The organism is Bradyrhizobium sp. USDA 4449 (genome assembly GCF_054056275.1).
In genome coordinates, this window is sequence record NZ_JBSRYD010000001.1 from 4,448,991 (window position 1) to 4,474,344 (window position 25,354).

The 25,354-nt window shown below is 63.2% G+C and carries 18 protein-coding genes and 1 pseudogene; 12 read left to right on the top strand and 7 right to left on the bottom strand.

The genetic code is table 11. The features are described from left to right. Window positions 1–102: 102 nt before the first annotated feature. The 3 genes from ACVIIW_RS20775 to ACVIIW_RS20785 all read left to right on the top strand — a co-directional run bounded on the left by ACVIIW_RS20775 (window position 103) and on the right by ACVIIW_RS20785 (window position 2,974). A complete protein-coding gene (locus ACVIIW_RS20775; protein ID WP_456702422.1) occupies window positions 103–1,293 on the top strand; it encodes a dihydrodipicolinate synthase family protein in 1,191 nt (396 codons plus the stop codon). Beyond that, the gene (locus ACVIIW_RS20780; protein ID WP_456702423.1) at window positions 1,293–2,156 is read left to right on the top strand and encodes a sugar phosphate isomerase/epimerase family protein; all 864 of its coding nucleotides are present in this window, start codon (window positions 1,293–1,295) and stop codon (window positions 2,154–2,156) included. Before ACVIIW_RS20775 ends, ACVIIW_RS20780 begins: the two co-directional genes overlap by 1 nt. Window positions 2,157–2,737: 581 nt before the next feature. Next, entirely contained in the window at window positions 2,738–2,974 is a 237-nt protein-coding gene (locus tag ACVIIW_RS20785; protein WP_456702424.1) for a hypothetical protein, read from the top strand. A 37-nt stretch (window positions 2,975–3,011) separates the two neighbouring features. On the opposite strand, the gene ACVIIW_RS20790 is transcribed toward ACVIIW_RS20785, so the two are convergent. After that, window positions 3,012–4,457: a Spy/CpxP family protein refolding chaperone gene (locus ACVIIW_RS20790; RefSeq protein WP_456702425.1), complete on the bottom strand. Its 1,446-nt coding sequence runs from the start codon at window positions 4,455–4,457 to the stop codon at window positions 3,012–3,014. Between the two features lie 644 nt (window positions 4,458–5,101). Then, a complete protein-coding gene (locus ACVIIW_RS20795; protein WP_456702426.1) occupies window positions 5,102–6,511 on the bottom strand; it encodes a GGDEF domain-containing protein in 1,410 nt (469 codons plus the stop codon). A gap of 493 nt (window positions 6,512–7,004) precedes the next feature. On the opposite strand from ACVIIW_RS20795, the gene ACVIIW_RS20800 reads away from it, so the two are divergent. After that, window positions 7,005–8,558 (top strand): putative bifunctional diguanylate cyclase/phosphodiesterase, encoded by a 1,554-nt coding sequence (locus tag ACVIIW_RS20800; RefSeq protein WP_456702427.1) that lies wholly within the window; start codon window positions 7,005–7,007, stop codon window positions 8,556–8,558. Between the two features lie 135 nt (window positions 8,559–8,693). Here the strand turns inward: ACVIIW_RS20800 and rocD are convergent, their stop codons facing one another. After that, on the bottom strand, window positions 8,694–9,908 hold the full coding sequence (gene rocD, locus ACVIIW_RS20805) for an ornithine--oxo-acid transaminase (protein WP_456702428.1): 1,215 nt from the start codon (window positions 9,906–9,908) through the stop codon (window positions 8,694–8,696). On the opposite strand from rocD, the gene ACVIIW_RS20810 reads away from it, so the two are divergent. Then, window positions 9,892–10,074 carry a hypothetical protein gene (locus ACVIIW_RS20810; protein WP_456702429.1) on the top strand — a complete coding sequence of 61 codons (183 nt, stop codon included), beginning with the start codon at window positions 9,892–9,894 and terminating at the stop codon, window positions 10,072–10,074. The genes rocD and ACVIIW_RS20810 overlap by 17 nt on opposite strands. A gap of 4 nt (window positions 10,075–10,078) precedes the next feature. Here the strand turns inward: ACVIIW_RS20810 and ACVIIW_RS20815 are convergent, their stop codons facing one another. Further along, entirely contained in the window at window positions 10,079–11,299 is a 1,221-nt protein-coding gene (locus ACVIIW_RS20815; RefSeq protein ID WP_456702430.1) for a cytochrome P450, read from the bottom strand. A gap of 326 nt (window positions 11,300–11,625) precedes the next feature. Here ACVIIW_RS20815 and ACVIIW_RS20820 point away from each other — a divergent pair, with 326 nt between their 5' ends. The 7 genes and pseudogenes from ACVIIW_RS20820 (at window position 11,626) to cnbZ (ending at window position 21,990) form a co-directional block, all read left to right on the top strand. Continuing rightward, window positions 11,626–12,312: a TetR/AcrR family transcriptional regulator gene (locus ACVIIW_RS20820; protein ID WP_456702431.1), complete on the top strand. Its 687-nt coding sequence runs from the start codon at window positions 11,626–11,628 to the stop codon at window positions 12,310–12,312. 2 nt (window positions 12,313–12,314) lie between these two features. Further along, on the top strand, window positions 12,315–13,508 hold the full coding sequence (locus ACVIIW_RS20825) for an efflux RND transporter periplasmic adaptor subunit (RefSeq protein WP_456705215.1): 1,194 nt from the start codon (window positions 12,315–12,317) through the stop codon (window positions 13,506–13,508). Between the two features lie 68 nt (window positions 13,509–13,576). Further along, window positions 13,577–16,673: pseudogene (locus tag ACVIIW_RS20830) on the top strand (MexW/MexI family multidrug efflux RND transporter permease subunit). Window positions 16,674–16,996: 323 nt separating this feature from the next. Further along, a complete protein-coding gene (locus ACVIIW_RS20835; RefSeq protein WP_456702432.1) occupies window positions 16,997–19,603 on the top strand; it encodes an ATP-binding protein in 2,607 nt (868 codons plus the stop codon). Beyond that, complete coding sequence (locus tag ACVIIW_RS20840) at window positions 19,600–19,989, top strand: response regulator (protein ID WP_092227706.1); 390 nt, start codon at window positions 19,600–19,602, stop codon at window positions 19,987–19,989. The genes ACVIIW_RS20835 and ACVIIW_RS20840 overlap by 4 nt, the downstream gene beginning before the upstream one ends. Next, window positions 19,986–21,236, top strand: coding sequence for an adenylate/guanylate cyclase domain-containing protein (locus ACVIIW_RS20845; protein ID WP_456702433.1), 1,251 nt, complete (start codon window positions 19,986–19,988; stop codon window positions 21,234–21,236). Before ACVIIW_RS20840 ends, ACVIIW_RS20845 begins: the two co-directional genes overlap by 4 nt. A 7-nt stretch (window positions 21,237–21,243) precedes the next feature. Beyond that, a complete protein-coding gene (cnbZ, locus tag ACVIIW_RS20850; protein ID WP_456702434.1) occupies window positions 21,244–21,990 on the top strand; it encodes a 2-amino-5-chloromuconate deaminase CnbZ in 747 nt (248 codons plus the stop codon). Here the strand turns inward: cnbZ and ACVIIW_RS20855 are convergent. From ACVIIW_RS20855 to ACVIIW_RS20865, 3 genes are read right to left on the bottom strand one after another with little or no spacing between them, the layout of a single operon-like run. Further along, entirely contained in the window at window positions 21,987–22,874 is an 888-nt protein-coding gene (locus ACVIIW_RS20855) for an ABC transporter permease (RefSeq protein WP_456702435.1), read from the bottom strand. The two genes, cnbZ and ACVIIW_RS20855, sit on opposite strands and share 4 nt — an antisense overlap. Before the next feature lie 3 nt (window positions 22,875–22,877). Next, window positions 22,878–23,819: an ABC transporter permease gene (locus tag ACVIIW_RS20860; RefSeq protein ID WP_456702436.1), complete on the bottom strand. Its 942-nt coding sequence runs from the start codon at window positions 23,817–23,819 to the stop codon at window positions 22,878–22,880. Between the two features lie 10 nt (window positions 23,820–23,829). Then, a complete protein-coding gene (locus ACVIIW_RS20865; RefSeq protein WP_456702437.1) occupies window positions 23,830–25,338 on the bottom strand; it encodes an ABC transporter substrate-binding protein in 1,509 nt (502 codons plus the stop codon). Between the last annotated feature and the right edge of the window lie 16 nt (window positions 25,339–25,354).

Below are 25,354 nucleotides of genomic sequence, written 5' to 3' on the forward strand. Positions count from 1 at the left end.
TTTCGTCATTGCGAGCGAAGCGAAGCAATTCAGGGTCTTTCCGCAGAGGCAGTCGCTGGATTGCTTCGCTTCACTCCCAATGACGGGGAGAGGTTCGAAACCATGAATAAGCCCGTCCAGCCGATATCGTCATTGTCGCTCAAGCTGCCGAAACCCGACCGCTCGATCGAGACCTACCGGTTAGCTGCCTCGCGCACTTTTCCCGCAAAGCTCGAGGGCCCGCTGAACCGCATCGCTTTCTCGGCCGTGCATACGGTGGCCGATCCCTTCGCCGACAACGATCCCTGGCTGTCGGTCGCCGTCGACTGGGACAAGACCATTGCCTTCCGCGAGCATATCTGGGACCTCGGCCTCGGCGTTGCCGAAGCCATGGATACCGCGCAGCGCGGCATGGGACTGGACTGGCCGACCTCGCTGGAGCTGATCACGCGTTCGGTCAGCGCCGCGAAACGCCGCAACGCGCTGGTGTTCTCCGGTGCCGGTACGGATCATCTCGCAGTCGAGGACGCCAGGAGCCTCGACGATGTGATCCGCGCCTATGAGGAGCAGATTTCGGCAGTCGAGAAGGTCGGCGGCCGCATCATCCTGATGGCGTCGCGTGCGCTGGCAAAGCTCGGCCGCAACGCTGACGACTACGCAAGGGTCTATGACCGTGTGCTGTCGCAGGTTCGCGAACCCGTGATCATCCACTGGCTTGGCGATATGTTCGATCCCGCGCTGACCGGTTATTGGGGCGCCAAGGATCTCGACAAGGCGATGGACACGGCTGTGGCCATCATCAATGGCAATGCGGCCAAGGTCGATGGCGTAAAAGTCTCGCTGCTCGACAAGCAGCGCGAGATCGACATGCGCCGTCGCCTCGACAAGCGCATCAAGATGTATACGGGCGACGACTTCAATTATGCGGAGCTGATCGCCGGCGACGGCGAAGGCTTTTCGCACGCGCTGCTCGGCATCTTCGATGCGATCGCGCCGGCGGCGTCCTACGCAATGTCGCGGCTGGCGGCCGGCGACGAGCCAGGTTTCCACGACGTGCTGGGGCCGACGGTGCCGCTGTCGCGTCACATCTTCAAGGCGCCGACGCGCTTCTACAAGACCGGCATCGTCTTCATGGCGTATCTCAACGGTCACCAGGATCACTTCACCATGGTCGGCGGCCAGGAGAGCACGCGCTCCACGCTGCATCTGGCGGAGCTGTTCCGGCTGGCCGACAAGGCCGGCCTGCTCGCCAATCCTGACCTCGCGACGCAGCGGATGAAGACGGTGCTCGCCAGCCATGGTGTCGAATCCTGATGCGCGATTTTTCGTCCGACCATCGCTGGCTTTCACTGAATACGGCGACAGTGCGCAAGCAGGGCGATCTCGTCGAGATCATCGATGCCTGCGCACGTCACGGCATCCGCGCCATCGATCCCTGGCGCGACCAGGTTGCCGCCGTCGGTCTGGAGCGTGCCGCGCGCGCGGTGCGCGATGCGGGCCTCGATCTTTCGGGCTATTGCCGCGGCGGCATGCTCACCTCGGACGCCTCGCGCCGCACGGAAGTGCGCGACGACAACAGGCGCTGCGTCGATGAAGCCAAGGCGCTGGGCGCGCCCTGCATTGTGGTCGTGGTCGGCGGCCTGCCGCAATATTCACGCCCGGGCAGCGAGGCGTCGAAGGATATTGTGGCCGCACGTGGGCAGGTCGAGGAAGCTCTCGCCGAGCTGCTCGACTATGCCAAGCAGGCAAATCTTCCGCTGGCGATCGAGCCGCTGCATCCGGCTTACGCCGCCGACCGCGCTTGCGTGAACACCACGAAGCAGGCGCTCGACATCTGCGACCGGCTCGACCCCGATCGCACCGGTATGCTCGGCGTCGCGCTCGACGTCTATCATATCTGGTGGGATCCGGAGCTGATGGGCCAGATCGCCCGCGTCGGCAAGGACCGCTTGCTCGCGTTCCATGTCTGCGACTGGCTGGTGCCGACCAAGGACATCCTCAACGACCGCGGCATGATGGGCGACGGCGTCATCGACATCAAATCCGCGCGCGCCGCCGTGGAGGCGCAGGGCTTTGCCGGCTATTCGGAGATCGAAATCTTTTCGAATGACTGGTGGGGAAAGCCGATGGATGAGGTGCTGCGCACCTGTATCGAACGTCACAAGACCGTGGTCTAAATTCCGCGCGCTGCCCTCGCGGGCCTGCGACCCAGTTGCGGCGAGTTGAAGCGACCCTTCGGCTTGCCGGCGGCCGGACGCGAGGATTGTCATGTCTCGGCGGACGGGAGGCTATCTCGTATACGGCGCCGAAGCGGTTAGCTCGTGCGGTGCACCGAACTGGTGGGAGTACCACCAATGATGAGGTGGACAGCCATCAGCTTTCGGGCGGAATATCGTCGTCCCGATGCCGCACCTCGCCACACTCTGTGCCGGATCGGATGCGGTAATCACGGCACGCGCGCCCGGCGCGCGCGCCTTGGCATCAACGATCAGCAGGCGCGGCGGATGTACCCGGGCCTGTTGATCTTGAATGGCCCCGACGTGCAATCGTCGGGGCCATTGTTGTGATCGGCTTGTCGGCCCGGTCCGGTGCAGCGTCCATCCAAGGCCGTTTCGGGCCGGCCATTCTCTGAAAAGTCAGACGATTGCGCTATCATCGATCACCGGCAAACATCGGACTATCAGTCGTCGATCCGACCTGCGAAACTGCGAGAACACAAATGCGCCTGTTAACGAGCAAGCGCAAAGGGAGGTTCGCAGTGGAAAGAGTGAAACGGTTGCGTGCAATGGGCTCACTGTGCCGCCAACAGGCCGCGTACAACAGCATGAACAAATGGAAGCTGCTCGCAGAAGCAGAATATTGGGATCATCTGGCTGAGCTTGAGTTGTCTGCTCACTTCCAACAATGCAACGCCTCTGGTTCGAATGAGATAGAACGGCCTCAAGCGATCGCAAACGCGAATGACGCTCGAGGGGAAACGAACTCCGCCGCGTGAGATTCGGCATGAGCCGCGAAACAATGTGCCGCTGCCCTCACGGGCCTGCAACCTGCTGCAGCGTGTTGAAGCGCGCCTTCTGTTCGCTGCTCAGCGTGGCATAGAACTCGTCCAGCGCGGGCTCGACCAGGTTGGCGGCCGTCAGCATGGCCTCGAGCCGGTGCTGCATCGCTTCGAGCCGCCCGACCGGCGTCAGCGGTCTATCGTTCGGGCAGGCCGCCTGCAGGGCCTCAACGCCCTTGGCTGTCGCTTCACTGAGGCGATCGAGCGCGTCCTTCTGCTTTCCGGCGGGATGGAGCACAGCCTCGATCCTTTGGATCGGCAATTGGGTCAGGCCGGATTTCGGATCACCACAGTTCTCGGCGTTGGCTTGCTGCTGCTGCGCGCCGTCGCCGACATTGGGGCCGAGCGCGTTGAAGCGCGCCTGCTGCTCGTCGCTGAGCGAGTTGTAGAAATTCTCCAGTGCCGGTCGCACGATCTTGACCGCTTCCAGCGTCGCGCTGATGCGGTTCATCATGGCCCGCAACCGGCCAGGCGGCGTCAACGCATAGGTCTCTGAACAGGAGTTTTTGAATACGTCGGCAGCCTTGGCCGCCGCCGCCTTCAATTCGTCGAGCAGCGCGCGTTGCTCCGGCGTCGGCTGCACAGCCCTCTCGATATCGCCAAGCGGCCAGGCGGTGACGCCCTTGTCCGGGGTGCCACACATCTGCTGTAGGGTTTGCGGGTTCACGCTGGCGCGCGCATGCGCGCGGCGACTGCCGCCGGATTGCGGATAGTCATAAGAGTTGGTGCTGGCATAGGCGGAATAGGGGCTGTCGCCACCCCAGAACACGGTATCGACGAAGTCGTCATACGCGTACGCCCAGTAGTCAGGCTCGTAAGCATAGGACCAGAATGTGTAATCGAAAATGTCGGAATAGGCGTAAGGCCAGAACACGGGCCCGAGCCACGCCACGAACACCGCGGGATGGCGGTGTCGCCAGGCTTGCCGGGGAGCCCAGCCGTTCTCGCGGGTGGTGAGCGCAGCCTGGGTTTGTGCATTCGCCTGCTGACCGAGGTGCTCGGCAAATCGCCCGCGCTCAGCCGCCTGCCCGGCCGCGGAAGCGGCGGCTCGCCCGACTGTGGCCGGCTCAGGGCCCAGCCGCTGCAACCGCGCCTGATCGCGCTGTTGCATGCTCTGCTCGCGTTGGAGCAGGCGGTTCTGCGTCTGCAGCATCCGCCCCTGTGCACGTTGCGCCCGCGCGCCTTCCGGCTTTTGCGATTGCAATTGCTGCACGCGCTGTTGCAGCCGGTCGATACGGCTCTGCCGTTCCGCGCTTTGGCGTGTGAGCATCTCGCGCTGCCGCTGCTGCGCGACTTGCTGTCGCTGCTCGGTCTGCTGCTGATGCTGTTGCGCGCGCTGTTCCGTCTGCTCCTGCCGCGACGGCCGTGCGCTCACCGCGGGTGCCGCGTTCGGGTGTGAGGGGGCGGCGATATGCGGCATCGGTCGCGAGGCCGTGGCCGGACGTTGCGGCGCTGCCGGCGCCCGGTGGAATTCGGGCCGCGGCGCCGCTAAGTGCGGGGCAGCCCGCGGCGGCGGGGCAGCGAAGTGTGGGGCCGGACGGGGCGGCGGTGCAGCAAAGTGTGGGGTCGGACGCGGTGGCGGTGCGGCAAAGTGCGGCGCCGGATGCGGCGCCATCGCCGGTGGATGGAACGCGGGCGCGGCGGGACGGGCCATGGCCGGCGGCGCCGCCGGACGAGCCATCGCAGGTGGCGCGGCTGGACGCGCAGCCGGTGCCGGTGGTCCCCCCCTTCCATGGTGGTCTTGGGCGGACGCGCTGACGCTTGCCGCGATCATAGCACCAACCAAAAACGCCGAAAGGCACACGCCACGCGGAAGCATGATTGTCGCTCCCAGCTCGTAATCGCCCACAACTTTCAACGCGCAGATGGCGGATTGGTTCGTTGTTGATTGTCGCCCTGCGATCTTCCGACGCAGGCAGTCTCACGCGAAATCCTGCGTCAGGTCGTTGCGAAATGCTCCAGGGCCCAGTCGACCTGGTCAGTGGTGATCACCATCGGCGGTGCGATGTAGATGCCGTCGCTGGCCGGCTCAAACCGGAATGGTGCGCCCTCCATAGATGGCCCCTACGCGACGATCACACGATTGCGACCTTCATGTTTTGCGCGATAGAGCCGCTGATCGGCGACGCTCAGGATTCCGTCAACCGTGTCTCCATCGCGCCCGAACTCCGACACTCCAACACTGATGGTGACGCCGACCGACGGCTGGGCGCCGACGTCGAATGCAGTGCCTTCAATGGCCGATCGCAGGCGCTCCGCGACAACGCAAGCCGCGTCGAGGGTCGCCCCCGGCAGCAACACCATGAACTCTTCACCGCCGACGCGCGCGACGGAGTCGTAGGGGCGGATCGCCTCCAGACACTTGCGCACGAATACGCGGAGGACCTCATCGCCGACGCTGTGACCACGCGAGTCATTGATATCCTTGAAATGGTCGAGGTCGAGCGACAGCAGGGATAGTGGAGCACCGCTTCGCCTGGCCCGCGCGATCTCGGCGCCGATATGTTCGATGAAGTGGCGCCGATTTCCGGCACCGGTCAGCGGGTCGGTGGCAGCCAGGCGTTCCAGCCTTTGATTGCTCAGCTGCACCTGCTGTAGGGCCCTTTGAGTGTCTGCCATCGACGCGGCCAGGCGGGCCGCCATTTCTTCCTGGCTATAGATAGTCGAGAATGATTGCGTCGTTCGGAAAGCCTGGACAACGCCATAGCTGAGCAGGAAGAAGCCGCCAGCAAAGATCGCGTGGGCGAGCCACCACATATGATTCCACGGCGCCGCCAGAATGAACGCGAGCGACGATAGCGCAAACCACGCGACCGAAATGCCGAAAATGAGCATGAGCGGCGAGTGAATCCGTCGCATGAGCAGGACCGCGACGTTCAGTGCGTTGAACACCAGTGCGCCGCCCTCCATGGACAAGCGGACCACCGGGTGTCCGGCAAAGGGGGAGTAGGCGATCAGAGCGACGGCTATGTCCATCGTCAGGAACAGGCCAATCCAAATCAGCCATGCGCGCGCGTCCGAACGCTTCTCGACCTTGTCCGACGGCTGGTTGTAGCTGAGCAGCCCAACGAAAAGCAGAATCGACATCGCGAGACGCGACGCCGGTCCATAGAGCAGAAACAGCCATATATTTCGGTGTGCCATCCCGGTGAAGGCGCCGTGCGGCGCATAGATCAGCACGAAGCCGAGAAAACCCAGGGTCATCCAACGCAACAGAGGTTCGCCTGAAGACCGGTAGCAACGCCATGTCACGTAGGTGACGAACAGCCCTTCGAGGGTGGCGACGGCAATCGCGAATTCGTGGAACAGATGATTTTCGAATTTTAGCGTGGGATCCTGCTGGAAATAGAGGTAGGCGATGAACAGGGCAGGCATCAGGGCGAAGGCGATGAGGAGAAGGCTCGTATACGCCTGTGTGGCCAGCCGGAGCGCGTTGGGCGGCTCGGATACCGCAAGATCGGTGCTCATATGCATCTACCGTCTCCCATGGTGATACCTGCAGTCGTTTGATGGACTGTCGGTGGCTCGCCGGCCGCGAGAGCGCGGTCAAACCGGGACGATGTTCGGGAGTCGCACAGCCGGCCGAGGAAGATCTATAGCGTCAACGTTAACACGCCTTGACCGTTAGTTCCAGAACTTACAACCTTCGCGGGAGTCCGGTAGCGATCACCGATAGCACGGCTCCTGGTTGAGGCGTGCCGATGGAGGCGGCAACGCTTTTGCCAGAACGACCATGCAATCCGGCCAAGCCTTTACCGTCGCGGCTTTGCGAAGCGTCAATCGAGTTCCGACGATCGGCGCACGAGCGCACAACATGTGGTATTAAGCTGAGATCTATGCTACCTTTAAGAACATCACTGGAACAGCCGGCGTCGGCAAAGGTTCGACTGTGATGAAGTCAACGCCACGATCGCGCGTACTGCACGCCGTTTGGTTCGATTGGCGTAGCTCCGCCGCAAGGGATTTCATGGCTCTCTTTGGCGGCGTCGTTCTCGCTTCGATCTTGGCGCATGTCTATGAGCTTGGTCCTCGTCTGTTTCAGCTAGGCCTGGGCTATGCGGATTCGGCACCCGACGACATCGTTTTCATCATTTTCGTCGCGTTCTTCCTGTGCCTTGCGCTGACAATCTTCAGTGTTCGCCGCTATCGGGAGCTCGTCTGCGAAACCAAAGCACGAGCCACTGCTGAAGGAGAGGCGCGCGATCTGGCGCGACACGATCCGTTGACCGGGCTGCCTAACCGCCGCCTGTTCGATGAAAAACTCGACGCGTGCCTCAGCCGCGCCAGCGACACGCACCGGGTGGCCGTTCTGATGCTTGGCCTTGATGGCTTCAAGAGGATCAAGGACACGCATGGCCACGCAGGAGGGGACAAGGCATTGTGCGAATTTGCCAACAGGGTCGCCGACATCTTGCGCAAGGATGGCGTGCTGGCGAGGATCGGGGAGGACGAATTCGGGATTGTCCTGCCAGACATCAGCTCCCTCGACGTTCCCACCAATCTGGCGCGCCGTATTGTGGCGTCCGCCGCCGACACTTTCGCGATCGAGACCGGGGCAGCCGAGCTTGGCGTTGGAATTGGCATCGCCATCGCTCCGACTAACGGGGTCAATCTCCGCGAATTGGTCCGGCGCGCAGATCGTGCACTTTATCGCGCACAAGGCGGTGGCAGGCCGTGTGTTCGCTTTTTCGAACCAGAGATGGACATGCATGTCGAGCGGCGCATCCAGATCGAGCGAGAGCTTCGCAGCGCCATCACGGCGGATATTATCGAACCGCACTACCAGCCGCTGGTTTCGCTCAAAGGTAATTGCATCATCGGGTTCGAGGCCCTGGCGCGCTGGGAAAACAGGACGTTGGGGCGTATTCCACCAGACGTGTTCATTCCGATTGCAGAGGAAACGGGCCTCATCAACGCGCTTGGAGATCAGCTTTTTCGCCGCGCCTGTTTCGATGCCAATGCGTGGCCGGAGGCGTTTATGCTTGCCTTCAATATCTCGCCCATTCAATTGCGTGATCCCGCGCTTGGACAGCGCATTTTATCGATCCTTGGGCAAACCGGGCTCAGTCCGCGCCGCCTGGAAATTGAAATTACCGAGAGCGCGTTCGTGGAAAAAACCGGGGTTGCGAAGGCTGTGATTGATGAACTCCGTCAAGCCGGTGTCCGCATCGCGCTCGATGACTTCGGAACAGGTTATGCGACGCTTAGCCAGCTGCTTTCGTTTCGCCTCGACAAGATCAAGATAGATCGCAGTTTCGTGTCGCATCTCGACGACAGTACCGACAGCCGGGTGATCGTTCGTGCTATCCTTGGCCTTGCAAAAGGATTTGGCTTGACGACCACGGCCGAGGGCGTCGAAGACGCAGGCCAACTGGCCTATCTGTTGGCCAATGGCTGCACAGAAGGACAAGGCTACCTGTTCAGTGATGCCGTCCCGGCCGCCGGTGTCCCCGCGCTGCTTGATCGCGAATTCGGCCGCACGGCGGTTGCTGAAGATGGCCCAAGAAGTCTGCATGCGTGAGCCGATGTGCTGACGCGGTTCGTCATGGCGCGCAGGCGGCCGCGTGGCGTCAGCCCATAGGAAGCAAACGCGCAGGTGGCGAAGTCGTTGGTTTGTTGATTGCCGCCGCCTTGCGGTGTTCCGACGCAAGCAGCCTCACGAGAAATCCTGCGTCAGGGTGGAGGCGAACCGCTCCAGGGCCCAGTCGACCTGGTCGCTGGTGATCACCAGCGGCGGCGCGATGCGGATCGTATGCCCATGGGTATCCTTGGCGAGGATGCCCTTGGCCTGGAGCGCCTCGCAGTAGCGCCGTGCGCGCCCGGCCTCGGGATGCAGCTCGACCGCCAGCATCAAGCCGCGCCCGCGGACCTCGCGGATCGTGTTGGCGCGGATGTCTTTCAGGCCTTCCAGAAAGCGTGCGCCCTGCGTCGCCGCGTTCTCGATCATGCCTTCCTCGACCAGCACGCGCATGGCGGCGCGCGCCACCGCGCAGGCAAGTGGGTTGCCGCCGAAGGTTGAGCCGTGCTGCCCGGGCCTCAGCGTGCCGAGCACTTCGTTGTTCGAGAGCACGGCCGAGACGGGATAGAAGCCGCCGGACAGCGCCTTGCCGAGCAGCGTTACGTCCGCCTCGATTCCCTCGTGCTGCTCGGCCAGCAGCTTGCCGGTACGGCCAAGCCCGGTCTGGATCTCGTCGAGCACAAGCATCACGTTGTTGGTGCTGCAGAGCTGGCGCACATTCGGAAAGTAGCCGGCCGGGGGAATGATGACACCGGCCTCGCCCTGGATCGGCTCGACCAGAAAGGCGACGGTGTTGGGCGTGATCGCCGCCGCGAGGGCAGCGGCGTCGCCGAACGGGATGATCTTGAAGCCCGGCGCGAACGGCCCGAAGTGCTTGCGGGTCTCAGGGTCGGTCGAAAAGCCGACGATGCCCAGCGTACGTCCGTGGAAGTTGTCGGCACAGACGATGATCTCGGCCTGGCCGTCCGGCACGCCCTTCACCTCATAGCCCCATTTGCGGACCGACTTGATCGCGCTTTCGACCGCCTCGGCGCCGCTGTTCATCGGCAGCACCTTGTGGGAGCCGGTGAGCGCCGCGATCTCTTCGTAGAAGGGGGCGAGCTGGTCGTTGTGGAACGCGCGCGAGGTGAGCGTCAGCCGCTGTGCCTGCTCCACCATCGCCGCCAAGATCCTGGGGTGGCAGTGGCCCTGGCTGACTGCGGAATAGGCGGAGAGGCAATCGAGATAACGGTTGCCTTCGCTGTCCCAGACCCAGACACCTTCGCCACGCGAGAGGACGACCCCGATCGGTTCGTAATTGTGGGTGCCGAGGCGCCGTTCCGTTGCGAGGACATCAATGACCGACGCGCTCATCTTCGTCACTCCATTGCTGGGCGCCGGCGTTGACCGACTGCGCCGGCCGCACTCAATCGATGTGGGTATCGGCCTGCCCGCCCGGAAGTCTTCGGACCGGCGATATTCGTCGACCTTCGATCTGATCCGCAGGATCGTCGTCAGCGCAATTGATCGATGCTCATGACGCCTCAGCCGATCGAGCAGGGGACGCTCAGGAAGCCGCGAAACCGCACCCGGCCGCCGCGCACCGGCTGCCCGCTCACGGCGTAGTCGGGGAAACGCGCCAGGAAACGCGAGATCGCGATCGCGCCTTCGAGCCGCGCCAACGCCATGCCGGCGCATTGATGCGCGCCGGTGGCGAACGCAAGATGCCGGTTCGGCGTGCGCGCGACGTCAAAGCGTTCAGGGTCGGGAAATTGCGCCGGGTCGCGGTTGGCAGCTCCAATGCACAGTGTCACCGACGTGCCCGCTTCGAGCATGACGCCGCCGAGCTCGACAGGTTCGGTCGTCATGCGGTTGCCGAGCTGGTTCGAGCTTTCGTAGCGCAGGATCTCCTCGACAGCAGTTTTGATCAGATCCGGATTGTCGATCAACCGTACCCTCTGGTCAGGATTCCGATGCAGCGCGACGAGGCCGTTGCCGATCAGATTGGTCGTGGTCTCGTGGCCGGCATTGAGCAGGAAGATGCAATTGTGGAGCAGCTCCTTCTCGGTCAGCCGCTCGCCGTTCTCCTCGCCCTGGATCAGGCGGGTCAGCACGTCGCGATCAGGGTTGCCCGGCTTCTGCCGCCGGCGCGCGACCAGTGTTTCGAGATAAGCCAGGAAATCCGTCACAGCCCTGTTGCCGCGCGTGGCGGCCTCGATCGATACGACAGGCTCGAGTGCGCCAAGGATCGCCAGCGACCAATCGCGCAGCGGCGCACGCTCGTCGTGGGGAACGTCGAGCAAATTGCCGATGACCTCGATCGGAATCGAGGCGGCAAAATCCTCGATCAGCTCGCAAGCCCCCTTGGCGGCGATGGCGTCGAGCAGGCCGTCGACCAGCTTGACGATATCGCCCTCCATCCCTGCGATCGCGCGCGGCGACAGCGCGCCCATGATCAGGCGCCGCACGCGGGTGTGCGCCGGCGGGTCGTTGAAAACGAGGCTCGTAGTGTGGTGCTCGTACAGCGGGGTGTGGCCATATTTCGGCGCGAACTCGCGCTTCTTGTCCGAGCTGAACGACTTTGTGTTCTTGTAGGTGGTGACGAGGTCGTCGTAGCGCGTCAGGAATACGGTGCCGCTCGCGAGCCGCTTGACCGGCTCGTTCTCCCGCAGTGCACGATAGGTCGGATAGGGATCGTCGTAGAATTCGCTCGTCAGCTTCGCCAGATCGAAATTGGCCGCCAATTCGTTCGCATCTGCGTTCATGCGCCATACTCACCTGATGACACCGATATGCTGTTTTCGCTTTTTCGAGCTCTGCTGACCACCGTCTACGGTCATGTGGTGATTAGCAAGTCGACCGGCGGCGGCAATCGCATGGCACTCTGTCGCTGATTCCGATCCTGCGGTTGTGGCGACCTCGGCTCCAAGCCAATCCGAGGCCGACCGTCGATTTGGCTAACTGGGGGCGCCCCGCCGCGGTAACCTGTGACCGATTTCCGATGGATTCTCACGCACTTAGGTTGCGACGCAGCAATTTGCTTGACTTTGGCGTGGGTGAGTGATTACTCACTAGCATGAGCTCATTGCGTATGACGAGCGACCTGAGGCGTCAATTGATCCTCGGAGCCGCGAAACGCTGCTTTGCACGACACGGCTATAACGGCACCACGACGAAGAGCGTGGCGGCCGCTGCTGCCATTTCCGAGGCGTTGCTGTTCAAGCATTTTCCGTCCAAGGCGGCGCTCTATGCCGAAATCCTCAGCGACGAGTGCGAGGCGGACCCGGCGTTGACCGAACTGCTCGAGCGCGAGCCGTCGACGGCCACCTTGGTCGAGCTGATCCGCGGCATGGTCGAGCACTTCGTGCAGATCGCCGACGGTCCCGACCAGGAAGAGGCCCAGCGCCTGCGACTGATGGCCACTAGTCATCTGGATGATGGCGAATTCGCGCGTTTGCTATATGCCAAGATCGAGACGCTGATCGGAGCGGTCTTCGTCGCCTCGCTCGAACGCGCGGTCGAGGCCGGCGATGCGCGGGCTTGTGGGAGCAAGCCGCTCAACCTGTTCTGGTTTGCGCATCATACGGTGATGACCGCTGCGCTAACCAGGCTGCCCTCCGTGCCCTGCCTCGCTTATGGCCGGGCGAACGATCTGGAGCGGCAGCTTTGTGAGTTTCTCTTGAGGGGCATCGGAATTAACGACGCCGCAATTGCTTTGCATCTCGGCCACGATCAGGCCGCGGATGCCGGCAAGAGGGCGATTGCAGAAAGCGCATGACAATGAACATCGTGGCCGAACACAAGATTTCGGGCGAACCGATCGACAGCAAGGCTCCCAAGCGTCCGGTCCGGCCGGTGCTCTGGTTCATCATCGTCGGCACGCTCCTCGGCGCGCTGGTCGGCGGTCTCGTCTGGTTCAACTATTTCCGGGGCCAGATGATCAAGCAGTTCTTCGCCAACAACAAGCCGCCCCCGACCTTGGTTAGCGCGGCCGACGCGAAGTCCGAAGTGGTACCGAACCTGCTCACCGCAGTCGGCAGCCTCGTTGCCGTGCACCAGGTCGACGTCAGCGCCGACGTCAACGGACGTGTCACCGAGATCAAGTTCGAGCCGGGCACCCATGTCGAGGCCGGGACGCCGCTGGTTCAACTGTTCGATGGACCGGACCAGGGCGACCTCGCCAACTACAAGGCGCAGGCAACGGTCGCGCAGCTTTCGCTCGATCGCGCCAAGCAGCTGGCATCGCGCCAGTTCGGTCCGCAGGCGACCGTCGACTCCGCGCAAGCCGCCTATGACCAGGCGCTGGCCGGCATCGCCAAGACCGAAGCGCTGATCTCGCAGAAGCTGGTGCGCGCGCCGTTCTCCGGCGATCTCGGCGTCCGCAAGGTCGAGGTTGGACAATATCTCACAGCCGGCACCGCGATCGTCTCGCTGACCGATCTCTCGGAGCTGTGGGCGAATTTCACCGTGACGGAAAAGGACTCGGCCAATTTGAAGGTCGGACAAGTGGTCCGGCTGAAGGTGGACGCCTATCCGGGCCGCACCTTCGACGGCAAGATCACCACGATCGAGCCGCAGATCGCGACCGACACCCGCAATATCCGTGTGCAGGCGACCATCGCCAACCCGGAGAAGATCCTGAAGCCGGGCATGTTCGTGAGCACCACGGTGGTAATGCCGGACAAGCCGGCCGTGACCACCGTGCCGGAGACGGCGGTCGACTACACGCTGTACGGCGACTCGGTGTTCGTAATCGCCGAGAAGAAGGGTGACGATGGCAAAACCAGCCTGAGCGCGGTGCGAACTTTCGTGCAGACCGGCAACCGGGTCGACGGCCGCGTCGAGATCATCAAGGGCCTGAAGCCGGGCGACAAGGTCGTCGCCGTCGGTCAGCTCAAGCTGCAGTCGGGCGCCGCTGTTGCGATTTCGACCGACCCGGCTCCTCCGATCCCCGCGCAGCCGCCGCGTTACTGACAAGACACGCACGTGATCGGGCCTGGCCGGATCACGTCTCTTGAGACATAGAAATCGAGATCGCCGCGATGGCCTTTACTGATATTTTCATCAAGCGCCCGGTTCTGTCGGTCGTTGTCAGCCTGCTGATCCTGCTGATCGGCCTGCGCGCGGCGATGGTGCTGCCGATCCGGCAATATCCGAAGCTGTCGAACACGGTCATCAACATCACGACCGTTTATCCCGGCGCGTCCGCGGACCTGATCCAGGGCTTCATCACGACACCGATCGAGCAGGCGGTCGCCTCGGCCGAAGGCGTGGATTACATCACCTCGTCCTCGGTGCTCGGCACCTCGACGATCCAGGTCTACATCAAGCTGAACTTCGATCCGAACCAGGCGCTCACCGAGGTGCTGGCGAAGACGAACTCGGTCAAATACCTGATCCCGAAGGAATCCAACGACCCGATCGTCACCAAGACGACGGGGCAGACCACGGCCGTGATGTATCTGGGCTTCTCGTCCGACGAGTTGTCGGGCTCGGCAATCTCCGACTATCTGACGCGCGTGGTGCAGCCCGTGTTGTCCACCGTCGACGGTGTTGCGTCGGCCGACATCCTGGGCGGCCAGACCTTTGCGATGCGGCTTTGGCTTGATCCGGTGAAGATGGCCGGCCGCAACGTGTCGCCGGCAGACGTTGCCTCCGCGATCACCGCCAACAACTTCCAGTCCGCCGCGGGGCAGACCAAGGGCTATCTCATCGTCTCGAATGTCTCGACGAACACGGGCCTGACCGACGTCAACCAGTTCAAGAAGATGATCGTCAAAGCCAAGGACGGCGGGTTCGTGCGGATGGAGGACATCGCCACCGTCGAGCTTGCGGCTCAGAGCACGGACGCGAGCGTCGCCTTCAACGGCGAGCACGCGATCTTCATCGGCGTGCAGGCAACGCCGCAGGGTAACCCGCTGACGCTGGTCAAGGGCGTCCGGGCGCTGTTCCCGGAACTCGAGCGCAATCTGCCCCCGTCGATGAAGATGAAGGTCGCCTATGACTCGACCAAGTTCATCCAATCCTCGATCGACGAGGTGGAGAAGACGCTGGGTGAAGCCGTCATCATCGTGATCGTGGTGATCTTCCTGTTCCTGGCCTCGCTGCGATCGGTCATTATCCCTGTCGTCACAATCCCGCTGTCGATGATCGGCGTCTGTACCCTGATGCTGGCGTTGGGCTTCAGCTTCAACCTGCTGACCTTGCTGGCGATGGTGCTCGCGATCGGTCTCGTGGTCGACGATGCCATCGTGGTGGTGGAGAACATCCACCGCCATCTGGAGGAGGGGAAGACACCGGTTCAGGCTTCGCTGCAAGGCGCACGCGAGATCGTCGGCCCCGTCATCTCGATGACCATCACGCTCGCGGCGGTGTATGCCCCGATCGGCTTCCTCGGCGGCCTCACCGGTTCGCTGTTCCGCGAATTCGCCTTCACGCTCGCGGGCTCGGTGATCGTGTCGGGGCGTGATCGCGCTGACGCTGTCCCCGATGATGTGCTCGGTGCTGCTGAAGAACACGGAAGAAAGCCGGTTCGCCAAACTGGTGAACAGGGTATTTGGCGCCGTGACGCGATGGTACGGGCGGAGGCTCGACCGCTCGCTCGACTACAAGGCCATCACCGGCCTGTTCGCGATCACGATCCTCGGGCTCGTCGGCTTCCTCTATATGCACACCTCGAAAGAGCTTGCGCCGGAGGAAGACCAGGGCATCGTGTTCGCGGTGACCAAGGCGCCGAAATACGCCAACATCGACTATGTCGATTTCTACGGCGACAAGCTCGACAAGGAGTTCCAGAAATTCCCCGAAACCGACCTGCGCTTCGTGCTGAACGGCATCAACGGTCCGCAGGGCGGCATCGCGGGCATGCTGCTCAAGCCGTGGGACGAGCGCAAGCGCTCGTCGATCGCGCTGAAGCCGCTGGTCCAGGCCGAACTTTCCAAGATTGAAGGCGTGCAGGCGTTCGCATTCAACCTGCCGCCGCTGCCGGGCGGACCGGGCGGTCTGCCGGTACAGATGGTCATCAGCTCCACCGCGGGCTTCCAGACCGTCTACGAGCAGATGGAGAAGCTGAAGGACGCCGCGCGCAAGAGCGGCATGTTCATCGTCTCCGACAGTGACCTTGCCTACAACCAGCCGAACGTCGACGTCACGATCGACCGCACCAAGGCGCAGGACCTCGGCATCAACATGCAGAATCTCGGCTCCACGCTCGCGGTTCTGCTCGGCGGCAACTACATCAACCGATTCAATCTCCAGGGCCGTTCGTACCAGGTGATTCCGCAGGTGCCGCGCAGCGAGCGCCTGTCGCCTGAATCGCTCGGCGACTACTATGTGACGACCAACACCGGGCAGCAGCTCCCGCTGTCGACCGTGGTTTCGATCAAGACCAAGACCGACCCGAACTCGCTGACGCACTACAATCAGCTCAATTCGGCGACCTTCTCGGCCGTGCCGATGCCCGGCGTGACGGTTGGTGCTGCGGTGGATTTCCTCGAAGGTGAGGCCAAGAAGCTGCCGCAGGGATTCAGCCACGACTATCTCGCGGATTCCAGGCAGTATGTGCAGGAAGGCAACCAGCTCGCGATCACGTTCGGTTTCGCGCTGATCATCATCTTCCTGGTGCTGGCGGCGCAATTCGAGAGCCTGCGTGACCCGTTCGTGATCATGATCTCGGTGCCGATGGCGATTGTCGGCGCGCTGATCCCGCTGTTCTTCGGCGTGGCCACCATGAACATCTACACCCAGGTCGGTCTGCTCACGCTGGTCGGCCTGATCACCAAGCACGGCATTCTGATGGTGGAGTTCGCCAACGAGCTCCAGGTCAACGAACGGCTCGACCGCCGCTCGGCCATCGAGATGTCGGCCCGCATCCGTCTGCGGCCGATCCTGATGACGACGGCGGCGATGGTCACCGGCCTGATCCCGCTGCTGACCGCATCGGGCGCAGGAGCGGCCAGCCGCTTCTCGATCGGCCTCGTGGTCGTGGCCGGCATGTCGATCGGCACGCTGTTCACCCTGTTCGTGCTGCCCGCCGTTTATGTCGTGCTGGCGACCGACCATCGTGCGGCGGCAGATTCCGAGCGCAACAAGCAGGTCAACGAGCTCGACCTCGACGCCAAGGCGCTGCGCCCGACCTGACCCAAGGCTTTGAGCGAAGCTGCCGGCGATCGATGAATTCGACGAGTTCGCCCGCGGCGGCGGGCTCATCTCGTTCGGCGCCGACTTCTCGGAATCCTTCGAGCGGACCGGCGCGCTGGCGGGCCGCATATTCAATGGGGCAGACCCCAGGATGTGCCGTTCGAGCTGCCGACCCGCTATGCCCTGGCGATCGATCTCAAGACGGCGAAGGCGACCGGCTTGAAATTCCGCCCACCTTGCTGGCAATTGCCGACTGGGTCATTGAATAGCCTTGTGCGCTGCACCGAGAGACAAGCTCCGGCCTTCTTGCTAGGCTTGGGGGAATGAGCATTTCCGTCCATCCCGATACCCCGCAAACCAGGACCTTGCCGAGTGCGGCCGAGGGCGGCGTCGCGTCCGGCGAGGCGGGGCCTGGGATCAAGACCCGGCTGTTCACCAAATATGTCGCGCTGTTCGTGGCCGTGGTCGCCATTGCCCTGCTGGCGAACGGGCTGTTCGAGGTCTTGTTCTACTACCGGGAGCACAAGGCCGCGCTGATCCGGGTCCAGCACGAGCAGGCCGAGGCGGCCGCCGCGAAGATCAGCCAGTTCGTCAAAGAGATCGAGAGCCAGCTGGGCTGGACCACGCAACTGCCGTGGTCGGTGAGCCACCAGCCGGACAAAAGCGACCAAGCCTCGATCGAGCCGCGCCGGTTCGACGCGCTGCGGTTGCTGCGTCAGGTGCCTGCGATCACCGAACTCGCCCAGGTCGACTCGACCGGCCGAGAGCGCCTTCGTGTCTCGCGGCTGGCGATGGATGCGATCGACAGCGGCATCGACCTGTCGGACGATCCCAAATTTACGCAGGCGATTGCGCACAAGGTCTATTACGGGCCGGTGTATTTCCGCCGCGAGTCGGAACCTTACATGACACTGGCGCTGGCCGGCGCGAGAAAGGACGCCGGCGTCAGTATCGCGGAGGTCAACCTGAAGCTCATCTGGGATGTCGTCTCCCAGATCAAGGTCGGCCAGCACGGGCACGCCTATGTGGTCGGCCCAGAGGGCCGCCTGATCGCGCATCCCGATATCAGCCTTGTCTTGCGCAATACCGACCTGTCAGGCCTGGCGCAGGTGCGTGCGGCGCTCGCCGGCGGCGGTGCCATGCCGGACTCCTTGCAGGAAGCGACCAACATCCAGGGACAGAAGGTTCTGACGGCGTCCGCGCCGATTGCCCCGCTCGGCTGGACCATGTTCGTCGAGCTGCCGGTCGAGGAAGCCTACGCGACCCTCTATGCCTCGCTGGAACGGCTTGCGATCGTGCTGCTCGCAGCTTCGATCTTCGCGGTGCTCGCCGGAGTATTCCTCGCGCGCCGCATGGTCGGTCCGATCCAGGCACTGCGCAGCGGCGCGGTGCGCATCGGCAGCGGCGATTTCGCCCAACGCATCGCGATCAAGACCGGCGACGAGCTGGAGGAGCTCGCGGACCAGTTCAACCACATGGGCGAGCGCCTGCAGGAATCCTACGCCGGCCTCGAAAGCAAGGTCGAGCAGCGGACTGCCGAATTGCGGGAAGCACTACAGCAGCAAACCGCCACCGCCGATGTGCTGAAGGTAATCAGCCGCTCGACGTTCGATCTGCAGACCGTGCTCGACACCCTGGTCGGGTCGGCGGCCCGCCTGTGCGACGCGGACGAAGGTACGATCTTTCGGCCCCGCGATGGCGTCTTTTATCTGGCAGCAAGCTGCGGCCTTGATGCCGAGCAGGAGACCAAGCTTCGGACATTTGCTTCGGTACCGGAGCGCGGAAGTGTCGTCGGACGCACCTTGCTCGAGTGCAAGACGGTTCATGTTCCGGATGTGCAGGCCGATCCGGAATATGCACCTTCGTCTGCACGAAGACGCTCCAATGTGCGTACGATGCTAGGTGTTCCTCTGCTTCGAGAGGGGACGCCCATCGGGGTGTTCGTGTTGACTCGGCATGTCGTGCATCCCTTCAGCGAGAAACAGATCGAGCTTGCGACAACCTTTGCGGATCAGGCCCTGATCGCGATCGAGAATGTGCGGTTGTTCGACGAAGTTCAGGAACGCACGAGAGAACTGTCGCAGTCGCTCGACGATCTGCGCGCGGCTCAGGGCCGCCTGATCCAGACCGAGAAACTGGCATCGCTCGGCCAGCTCACGGCAGGCATCGCCCACGAGATCAAGAACCCGCTCAACTTCGTCAATAATTTCTCCTCGGTCTCGACCGAGCTGATCGACGAGCTCAACGAGGTCCTGCAAACAGCTTCGCTCGACGACAAGACGAAGGAAGAGGTCGACGAGCTCACCGGCATGCTCAAGGGCAATCTCGACAAGGTGGTGCAGCATGGCAAGCGTGCCGATTCGATCGTCAGGAACATGCTGCTGCATTCGCGCGAAGGCTCCGGCGAGCATCGCCCCACCGACATCAACGCGATCGTGGAGGAGAGCCTCAATCTGGCCTATCATGGCGCGCGCGCGGAAAGGCCGTCGTTCAACGTGACGCTCGCGCGCGACTTCGATCCGGCCGCCGGTATGGCCGATGTCTATCCACAGGAAATCACCCGCGTCTTCCTCAATCTGATTTCGAACGGCTTCTATGCGGCGGCCAAGCACAAGGAGAGCGCTGCTGCCGACTTCGAGCCGACCCTGAGCGCATCGACGAAGAATATCGGCGCCAGCGTCGAGATCCGGATTCGGGACAACGGCACGGGCATTCCGCAGGAGGTGAAGGAGAAGATGTTCAACCCCTTCTTCACCACCAAGCCGGCGGGCGAGGGGACCGGGCTTGGTTTGTCCATGAGCCATGACATCGTCGTGAAGCAGCACGGCGGCACGATCGACGTGAATACCACGCCCGGTGCATTCACCGAATTCATCATCACGCTGCCGCGCACGATGGCGGCTGGCGGCACATCCGGAGGCAGGACTTGAACGTTTACATCCTGGTCGTCGATGACGAGCCCGACGTCGAGGCGCTGTTCCGGCAGCAGTTCCGGCGCGACTTGCGCGCCGGCCGATTCCAGATGGAGTTCGCGCCGTCGGCGCCCGATGCGATCAGACGCGCGGCCGAAGTTCGCGACCCTTCCTTGATCCTGATCCTGTCCGACATCAACATGCCCGGCATGAGCGGGCTCGACATGCTCCCCAAGGTACGCGCCGATCATCCCCATGTTCCGGTCATCATGATCACGGCCTATGGCGATGCCGAGACGCGCAGGACCGCGATCGAGCGCGGCGCCGCGAAGCTTCTCACCAAGCCGATCGACTTTGCGCAATTGCGCCAGGAGATCGATACCAGGCTCGAGCAGGCGGCATGACCCCGACCATCCTCTTCGTCGATGACGAGCCCGACCTCGAGGCGCTGATCCTGCAAAAATTCCGCAGGCAGATACGCGACGGGGTCGTCGCCATCATGTTCGCGCGGGACGGCCTGGAGGCGCTGGAGTCGCTCGAGCAGAATCCGCAGGTGGACATGGTGGTCTCCGACATCAACATGCCGCGGATGGACGGATTGTCGCTGCTGCAGAAGCTGCAGGAAGCCGAGGACAAGAAGTCGACCATTATCGTCTCGGCCTATGGCGACATGAGCAATATCCGCACCGCCATGAACCGCGGCGCGTTCGATTTTCTGACCAAGCCGATCGATTTCGCCGATCTCGAAGCTACGATCGAGAAGACCCTTCGCCACATCGAGATGCTGCGCGAGGTGCGGCGCCGCCAGGCAGAGGCCGAGCGGGCCCACGCCGCGTTGTCGCGCCACTTCTCGCCGGAGCTTGCCAAACGCCTGGCGGCAAGCAGGGAGGGTGAGGGTATCGAGGTCCAGTGGCGCGATGTCGCGGCCATCTTCACCGACATCACCAGCTTCACTTCGCTGGTCGAAAGCGCGCCGCCCGAGACGCTGGGGGCGCTCCTCAACGAATATGTTGGCGGCATGACGGAGGTCGTCTTCGCGCATGAGGGGACGGTCGCGAAGATCATCGGCGATGCGCTCCATGTGCTGTTCAATGCGCCCGGCGATCAGCCTGATTATGCGACACGTGCGGTGGCGTGCGCCCATGACCTCGATCGCTGGGCGCAGGATTTTTGCGTGCGTCAGAAGGCCAGGGGCGTGAATTTCGGTGCCACCCGCATCGGTATTCACGCAGGCTCCGCGCTGGTCGGGAATTTTGGCGGCAACCGCTTCTTCGACTACACCGCGTATGGGGATACGATCAACATCGCGGCGCGGCTGGAGGCTGCCAACAAGCAGCTGGGGACCCGCATCTGCGTCAGCTCCAGTGTCGCCGAGGCCGCCGAGAATTTTCAGGGACGTCCGGTGGGTGAGCTGATGCTGCGCGGGCGCAGCGAGCCGCTCCGCGCATTCGAGCCGCTGCCGCAGGAAAAATTCGAGGCGCCCGCGACAGCGCAATATTCCGAGGCCTTTGCCAGGATGGAAGCGGGCGATGCCGCCGCCATGCCGGCCTTTGCTGCGTTGGTCGGTATGCACGCCGACGATCCTCTCGCCGGCTTTCACCTGAAGCGCCTGCTCAACGGCGGCAAGGGCGCCCGCATTCAACTGGATTAGAGGCCACATGACGCGCGAATTCTCGACCGGCAACTACCGGTTCATTCCCTCCGTCTTCCAGTATTCCGCTGGCGCTGCCGCCGATGACGGCTACGAGATCGAGCGCGTCCGGTTCGATCGTCTGGTGCCGCTGGCCGAAGGGTTTGCGCTGGCTGCAAAGTACATCCAGGACGTCGGACGTCCGCTGACCGCCTTCTGTGCCTGCGAGTTGCGCTCGCCGGCGGCGTTCAGCGAAAAGGGCTTTCGCGCCTTCAATCTGCACTACGTCAAGACGCTGTCGGAATGGGGCATCTTCGACGGCTCGACCAATCCGGTGGCGCGCAGCAACGTCTGTCCCGAGGTCGATCCGCCCCCCGAGCCGTCATTCTACGCGTTCTCCTTCACGCGGCCGACGAGCTCCAGCGCGCCGTCCTTTGTCATTGCGGGCGGTGCAGAGGCGCGCGAGGGCGGCGGCACCTACGTCGAGCGCACGGTACGGTACCGCGATCTCAGCCCCGAGGGTTTGCGCGAGAAAGTGCGGTTCACCACCACGTCGCAGATGGAGAGCCGGATGACGGCTTTTGGCTTCGGTTGGAAGGACACGACCGGCGTGCAGGCCTATTCCGTGCACGATTTTCATCACGCGCTGGTCGACGAGCTGGTCAGGCGCGGCGCATTGCGCTCGGGGCTCACCTGGCACTTTGCACGACCGCCGGTGGTCGATCTCGAATACGAAATGGATTGCCGCCGCGTCTTGCGCGAGACCGTCATCTAGCGCTGGCGCGGGTCGAGCGCATCGCGCAGGCCATCGCCAAGCAAGTTCAGCGACAGCACGACGAGGAAGATCGCAAGCCCCGGCCAGATCGCCATCCAGGGCGCCTGGGTCAGGAAGCGTTGCGCCGCATTGAGCATGCTGCCCCAGGACGGTGCCGGCGGTTGCTGGCCGAGCCCCAGGAACGATAGGGCGGCCTCCGCAATGATGGCAGCTGCGATCGACAGCGTGGCCTGCACCAGCAATGCAGGCAGGATGTTCGGCAGAATGTGCGAGACCGCAATCCGCCAGGGCGGATTGCCGAGGGCGCGGGCGGCCTCGACATAGTCCTCCGCCTTGACGCTCAGCACCTGTCCGCGCGTGAGACGGATGAAGACGGGGGTGGCCGAGATACCGATCGCAATCATGGCATTGCCGAGACTGGGGCCGAGGAACGCCGCCAGTGCAATCGCCAGGATCAGGAACGGACAGGCCAGCATCGCATCGGTGATCCGGCTGATCAGCGCATCGACAAATCCGCCGCGATAGCCGGCGACGAGGCCAAGCGGCACGCCGATCCCGAGCGCGATCGCAACCGAGATCAAACCGGCCAGCAACGAGGCGCGCGCCCCGTAGATGACGCGGCTGAGGATATCGCGGCCGAGCTCGTCGGTGCCGAACCAGTGCGCTGCGGTAGGGGGCTTGCGCACCAGGCCCCAGCTCGTCGCGATGGGATCGTACGGCACGAGAAGCGGCGCGGACAGCGCGAGCAGGATGAAGATGGCCAGGACCACGAGGCCCCCAACCGCCGCCTTGCGCTTGAACAGGCGGCGCCGCGCCCGGCGCGCCGGGCTGTCCAGTTCGCCTGGATCCGTGACTGGATCGGCCGTGAGCACGGCGTCGGTCATGGCCTAGCCCCTCAGCCGCGGGTTGACGAGGATATAGGCGACGTCGGCAACCAGGTTCAGGGCGATGTAGATGGTGGCGGTCACCAGCACGACACCCTGCACGACGGCGTAGTCGCGGTTGAACACAGCGTCCACGATCAGCTTGCCGAAACCTGGAATGGAGAAGATCTGCTCCGTCAGCACCGCCCCGGACAACAGCGTGCCGAGTTCGAGCGCGCCGAGCGTGATGACCGGCGTCAGCGCGTTGCGCATGGCGTGCTTGAGGATGACCGAGCGCTCGGAGAGTCCCTTGGCGCGCGCGGTGCGAACATAATCGCTCTCCAGCACCTGCAGCATGGCGCTGCGGGTATGCCGCATCAGGACCGCGGCAATGGCATTGCCGAGCACGAAGGCGGGCATGATGGTGGCAGCCAGGCTCGCGCGCCAGTTCTCCGTGAGCGGCACGTAGCCCGAGGCCGGCAGCCAACCGAGCTCGATCGAAAACACGAAGATCAGCATGATGCCGAGCCAGAAGTTTGGCGTCGAGATGCCCCATAGCGCGAAGAAATTGGCGCCGTAGTCCCAGGCCGTTCCTCTCTTCACCGCCGCGACGATCCCGGCAGGAATGCCGATCAGGAAGGCAATGATGATGGCCATCGCGCCGAGCTGCAGCGTCACCGGCAGCTTTTGTGCGATCAGCTCGCGCACCGGCATCTTGTTGCGCAAGGACTCGCCGAAGTCGCCGACAAGGACGCCCTTGATCCAGTAGGCGTATTGCACGGGAACGGGCTGGTCGAGCCGGTATTGGTGCCGGATCTGCTCGATCACATCGGGATCGCGCTCTTCGCCCGCCATCACCAGTGCCGGATCGCCCGGCAGCAATTGCTGCAGCGAGAAGATCAGCACCGAGACGAAGAACAAGGTCGGTACGATCTGCGCAACTCGCCGGGTGAGAAAGTTCAGCATTCCCGCCGTGTCACTTCAGCTTGAGGCCGACGACGCGCACGAGGCCGTCAGGCATCTGCTTGTAGCCTTCGAGCTTGGTGGTATGCGCGATGATGATGCGGCGATGGTAGAGGTAGAGGATCGGCTCCTCGTCCTGGACCAGCTTTGCAAGGGTTTCGTAGGTGGCTTTGCGCTTGGCGGGGTCGGTGACGAGACGCGCGTCTTCCAGTGCCTTGTCGGCCTGTTGATTATTCCAGTCGCTGTAGTTCTGTGGTGCGCCGCTATGCAGGAAGACGAAGGTGTTGCCGTCGGGATCGATACGGCCGCTCCAGGCAAGCCAGAAGGCCTGATAATCGCCGGCTTCGGCCTGCTTGAGCCCGGTCGCAAACTCGGTGACACGGATCTTCATGTCGAACCCGGCTTCTGCGGCCATTGACTGGATCACCTGCGCGGGTGTCTCGTTTTCCGCGCCCTTCGGCACCAGGAAATCGATGCTGACCGGCAGAGTCACGCCGGCCTCCTTCAGCAGCGCCTTGGCCTTCTCCACGTTCCGGGCGCGGACCGGAAAGGCCTTTTGATAGTAGGGATGATCGGGATTGACCCATTGATTGCCGACCTGGAACTCGCCGTTGAACACGACCTGGTCGATTGCTTCACGGTCGATGGCAAGGTCGAGCGCCTGCCGAACCTTTGCGGACTGGCTGAGCGGTCCCTTGGCTTTGTCCTTGCCGATATTGAGCGTGACGCCCTGATAGCCGAGTTCGATCGCGGTCGCGACCTTCAGACGAGAGTCTGCGCGGACCTCCTTGAGGTCGGTGGCGAGCACGCGCTCGATCAGATCGAGGCCGCCGGATTTCAGGTTCGCCAGCCGCACGGTGGCATCGACGATGGGCTGGAACACGACCTTGTCGATGAAGACGTTGTCCTTGTTCCAGTAGTCGGCGAACTTTTCGAATACGATGCGGTCCTGCTGCACGCGTTCGACGAATTTGTAGGGGCCGGCGCAGACAGGGTGCAGGCCGAACTTATCACCGGCTGCCTTCGCCGCCTTCGGCGAGACCATCATGCCGGCGCGGTCGGTAAGCTGGGCGAGCAGCGGCGAGAATGGCGACTTCAACACCAGCTTGATGGTGAGGGGATCGACGACGTCGATGTGGTCGACCGAGGCAAGCTCCGGCTTGCGGAACGAGCCGGGGAAGGTCAGGTGGCGTTCCAGCGAGAACTTGGCCGCTTCCGCGTCGAACGGCTCCCCGTCGTGGAATTTCACGCCGGGCCGAAGCTTGATGACGAGGCCCTTGCCGTCGTCGACCGTTTCGCTGGACAGCGCGAGTTGCGGCACGACGTTGAGCTTCTCGTCGATGTCGAACAGCTTGTCGCAAAAGGCGGCGAACACGATGCGGCCGACATAGGTGCGCGCCATGGATGGGTCGAGGATATCAGGGTCCTCAGCAAGGCCGATGCGCAGCGTGGTCTGGGCCTGGACGGCACCAAGCGACAGGAGGAACGCGGCCACCGCTGCGGCCAGGCGAAACTTCTTCATCAGACAGTCCCCATTG

What these genes read in the sequence shown, in the direction of transcription:
- ACVIIW_RS20795 (WP_456702426.1), bottom strand. Translation starts at nt 6,511, where the DNA reads ATGCATATGAGCACCGATCTTGCGGTATCCGAGCCGCCCAACGCGCTC.
- cnbZ (WP_456702434.1), top strand. Translation starts at nt 21,244, where the DNA reads ATGACGCGCGAATTCTCGACCGGCAACTACCGGTTCATTCCCTCCGTC.
- ACVIIW_RS20835 (WP_456702432.1), top strand. Translation starts at nt 16,997, where the DNA reads ATGAGCATTTCCGTCCATCCCGATACCCCGCAAACCAGGACCTTGCCG.
- ACVIIW_RS20800 (WP_456702427.1), top strand. Translation starts at nt 7,005, where the DNA reads ATGGCTCTCTTTGGCGGCGTCGTTCTCGCTTCGATCTTGGCGCATGTC.
- ACVIIW_RS20820 (WP_456702431.1), top strand. Translation starts at nt 11,626, where the DNA reads ATGACGAGCGACCTGAGGCGTCAATTGATCCTCGGAGCCGCGAAACGC.
- ACVIIW_RS20810 (WP_456702429.1), top strand. Translation starts at nt 9,892, where the DNA reads ATGACCGACGCGCTCATCTTCGTCACTCCATTGCTGGGCGCCGGCGTT.
- ACVIIW_RS20780 (WP_456702423.1), top strand. Translation starts at nt 1,293, where the DNA reads ATGCGCGATTTTTCGTCCGACCATCGCTGGCTTTCACTGAATACGGCG.
- ACVIIW_RS20865 (WP_456702437.1), bottom strand. Translation starts at nt 25,338, where the DNA reads ATGAAGAAGTTTCGCCTGGCCGCAGCGGTGGCCGCGTTCCTCCTGTCG.
- ACVIIW_RS20775 (WP_456702422.1), top strand. Translation starts at nt 103, where the DNA reads ATGAATAAGCCCGTCCAGCCGATATCGTCATTGTCGCTCAAGCTGCCG.
- ACVIIW_RS20825 (WP_456705215.1), top strand. Translation starts at nt 12,315, where the DNA reads ATGAACATCGTGGCCGAACACAAGATTTCGGGCGAACCGATCGACAGC.
- ACVIIW_RS20855 (WP_456702435.1), bottom strand. Translation starts at nt 22,874, where the DNA reads ATGACCGACGCCGTGCTCACGGCCGATCCAGTCACGGATCCAGGCGAA.
- ACVIIW_RS20860 (WP_456702436.1), bottom strand. Translation starts at nt 23,819, where the DNA reads ATGCTGAACTTTCTCACCCGGCGAGTTGCGCAGATCGTACCGACCTTG.
- rocD (WP_456702428.1), bottom strand. Translation starts at nt 9,908, where the DNA reads ATGAGCGCGTCGGTCATTGATGTCCTCGCAACGGAACGGCGCCTCGGC.
- ACVIIW_RS20845 (WP_456702433.1), top strand. Translation starts at nt 19,986, where the DNA reads ATGACCCCGACCATCCTCTTCGTCGATGACGAGCCCGACCTCGAGGCG.
- ACVIIW_RS20815 (WP_456702430.1), bottom strand. Translation starts at nt 11,299, where the DNA reads ATGAACGCAGATGCGAACGAATTGGCGGCCAATTTCGATCTGGCGAAG.
- ACVIIW_RS20790 (WP_456702425.1), bottom strand. Translation starts at nt 4,457, where the DNA reads ATGCCGCATATCGCCGCCCCCTCACACCCGAACGCGGCACCCGCGGTG.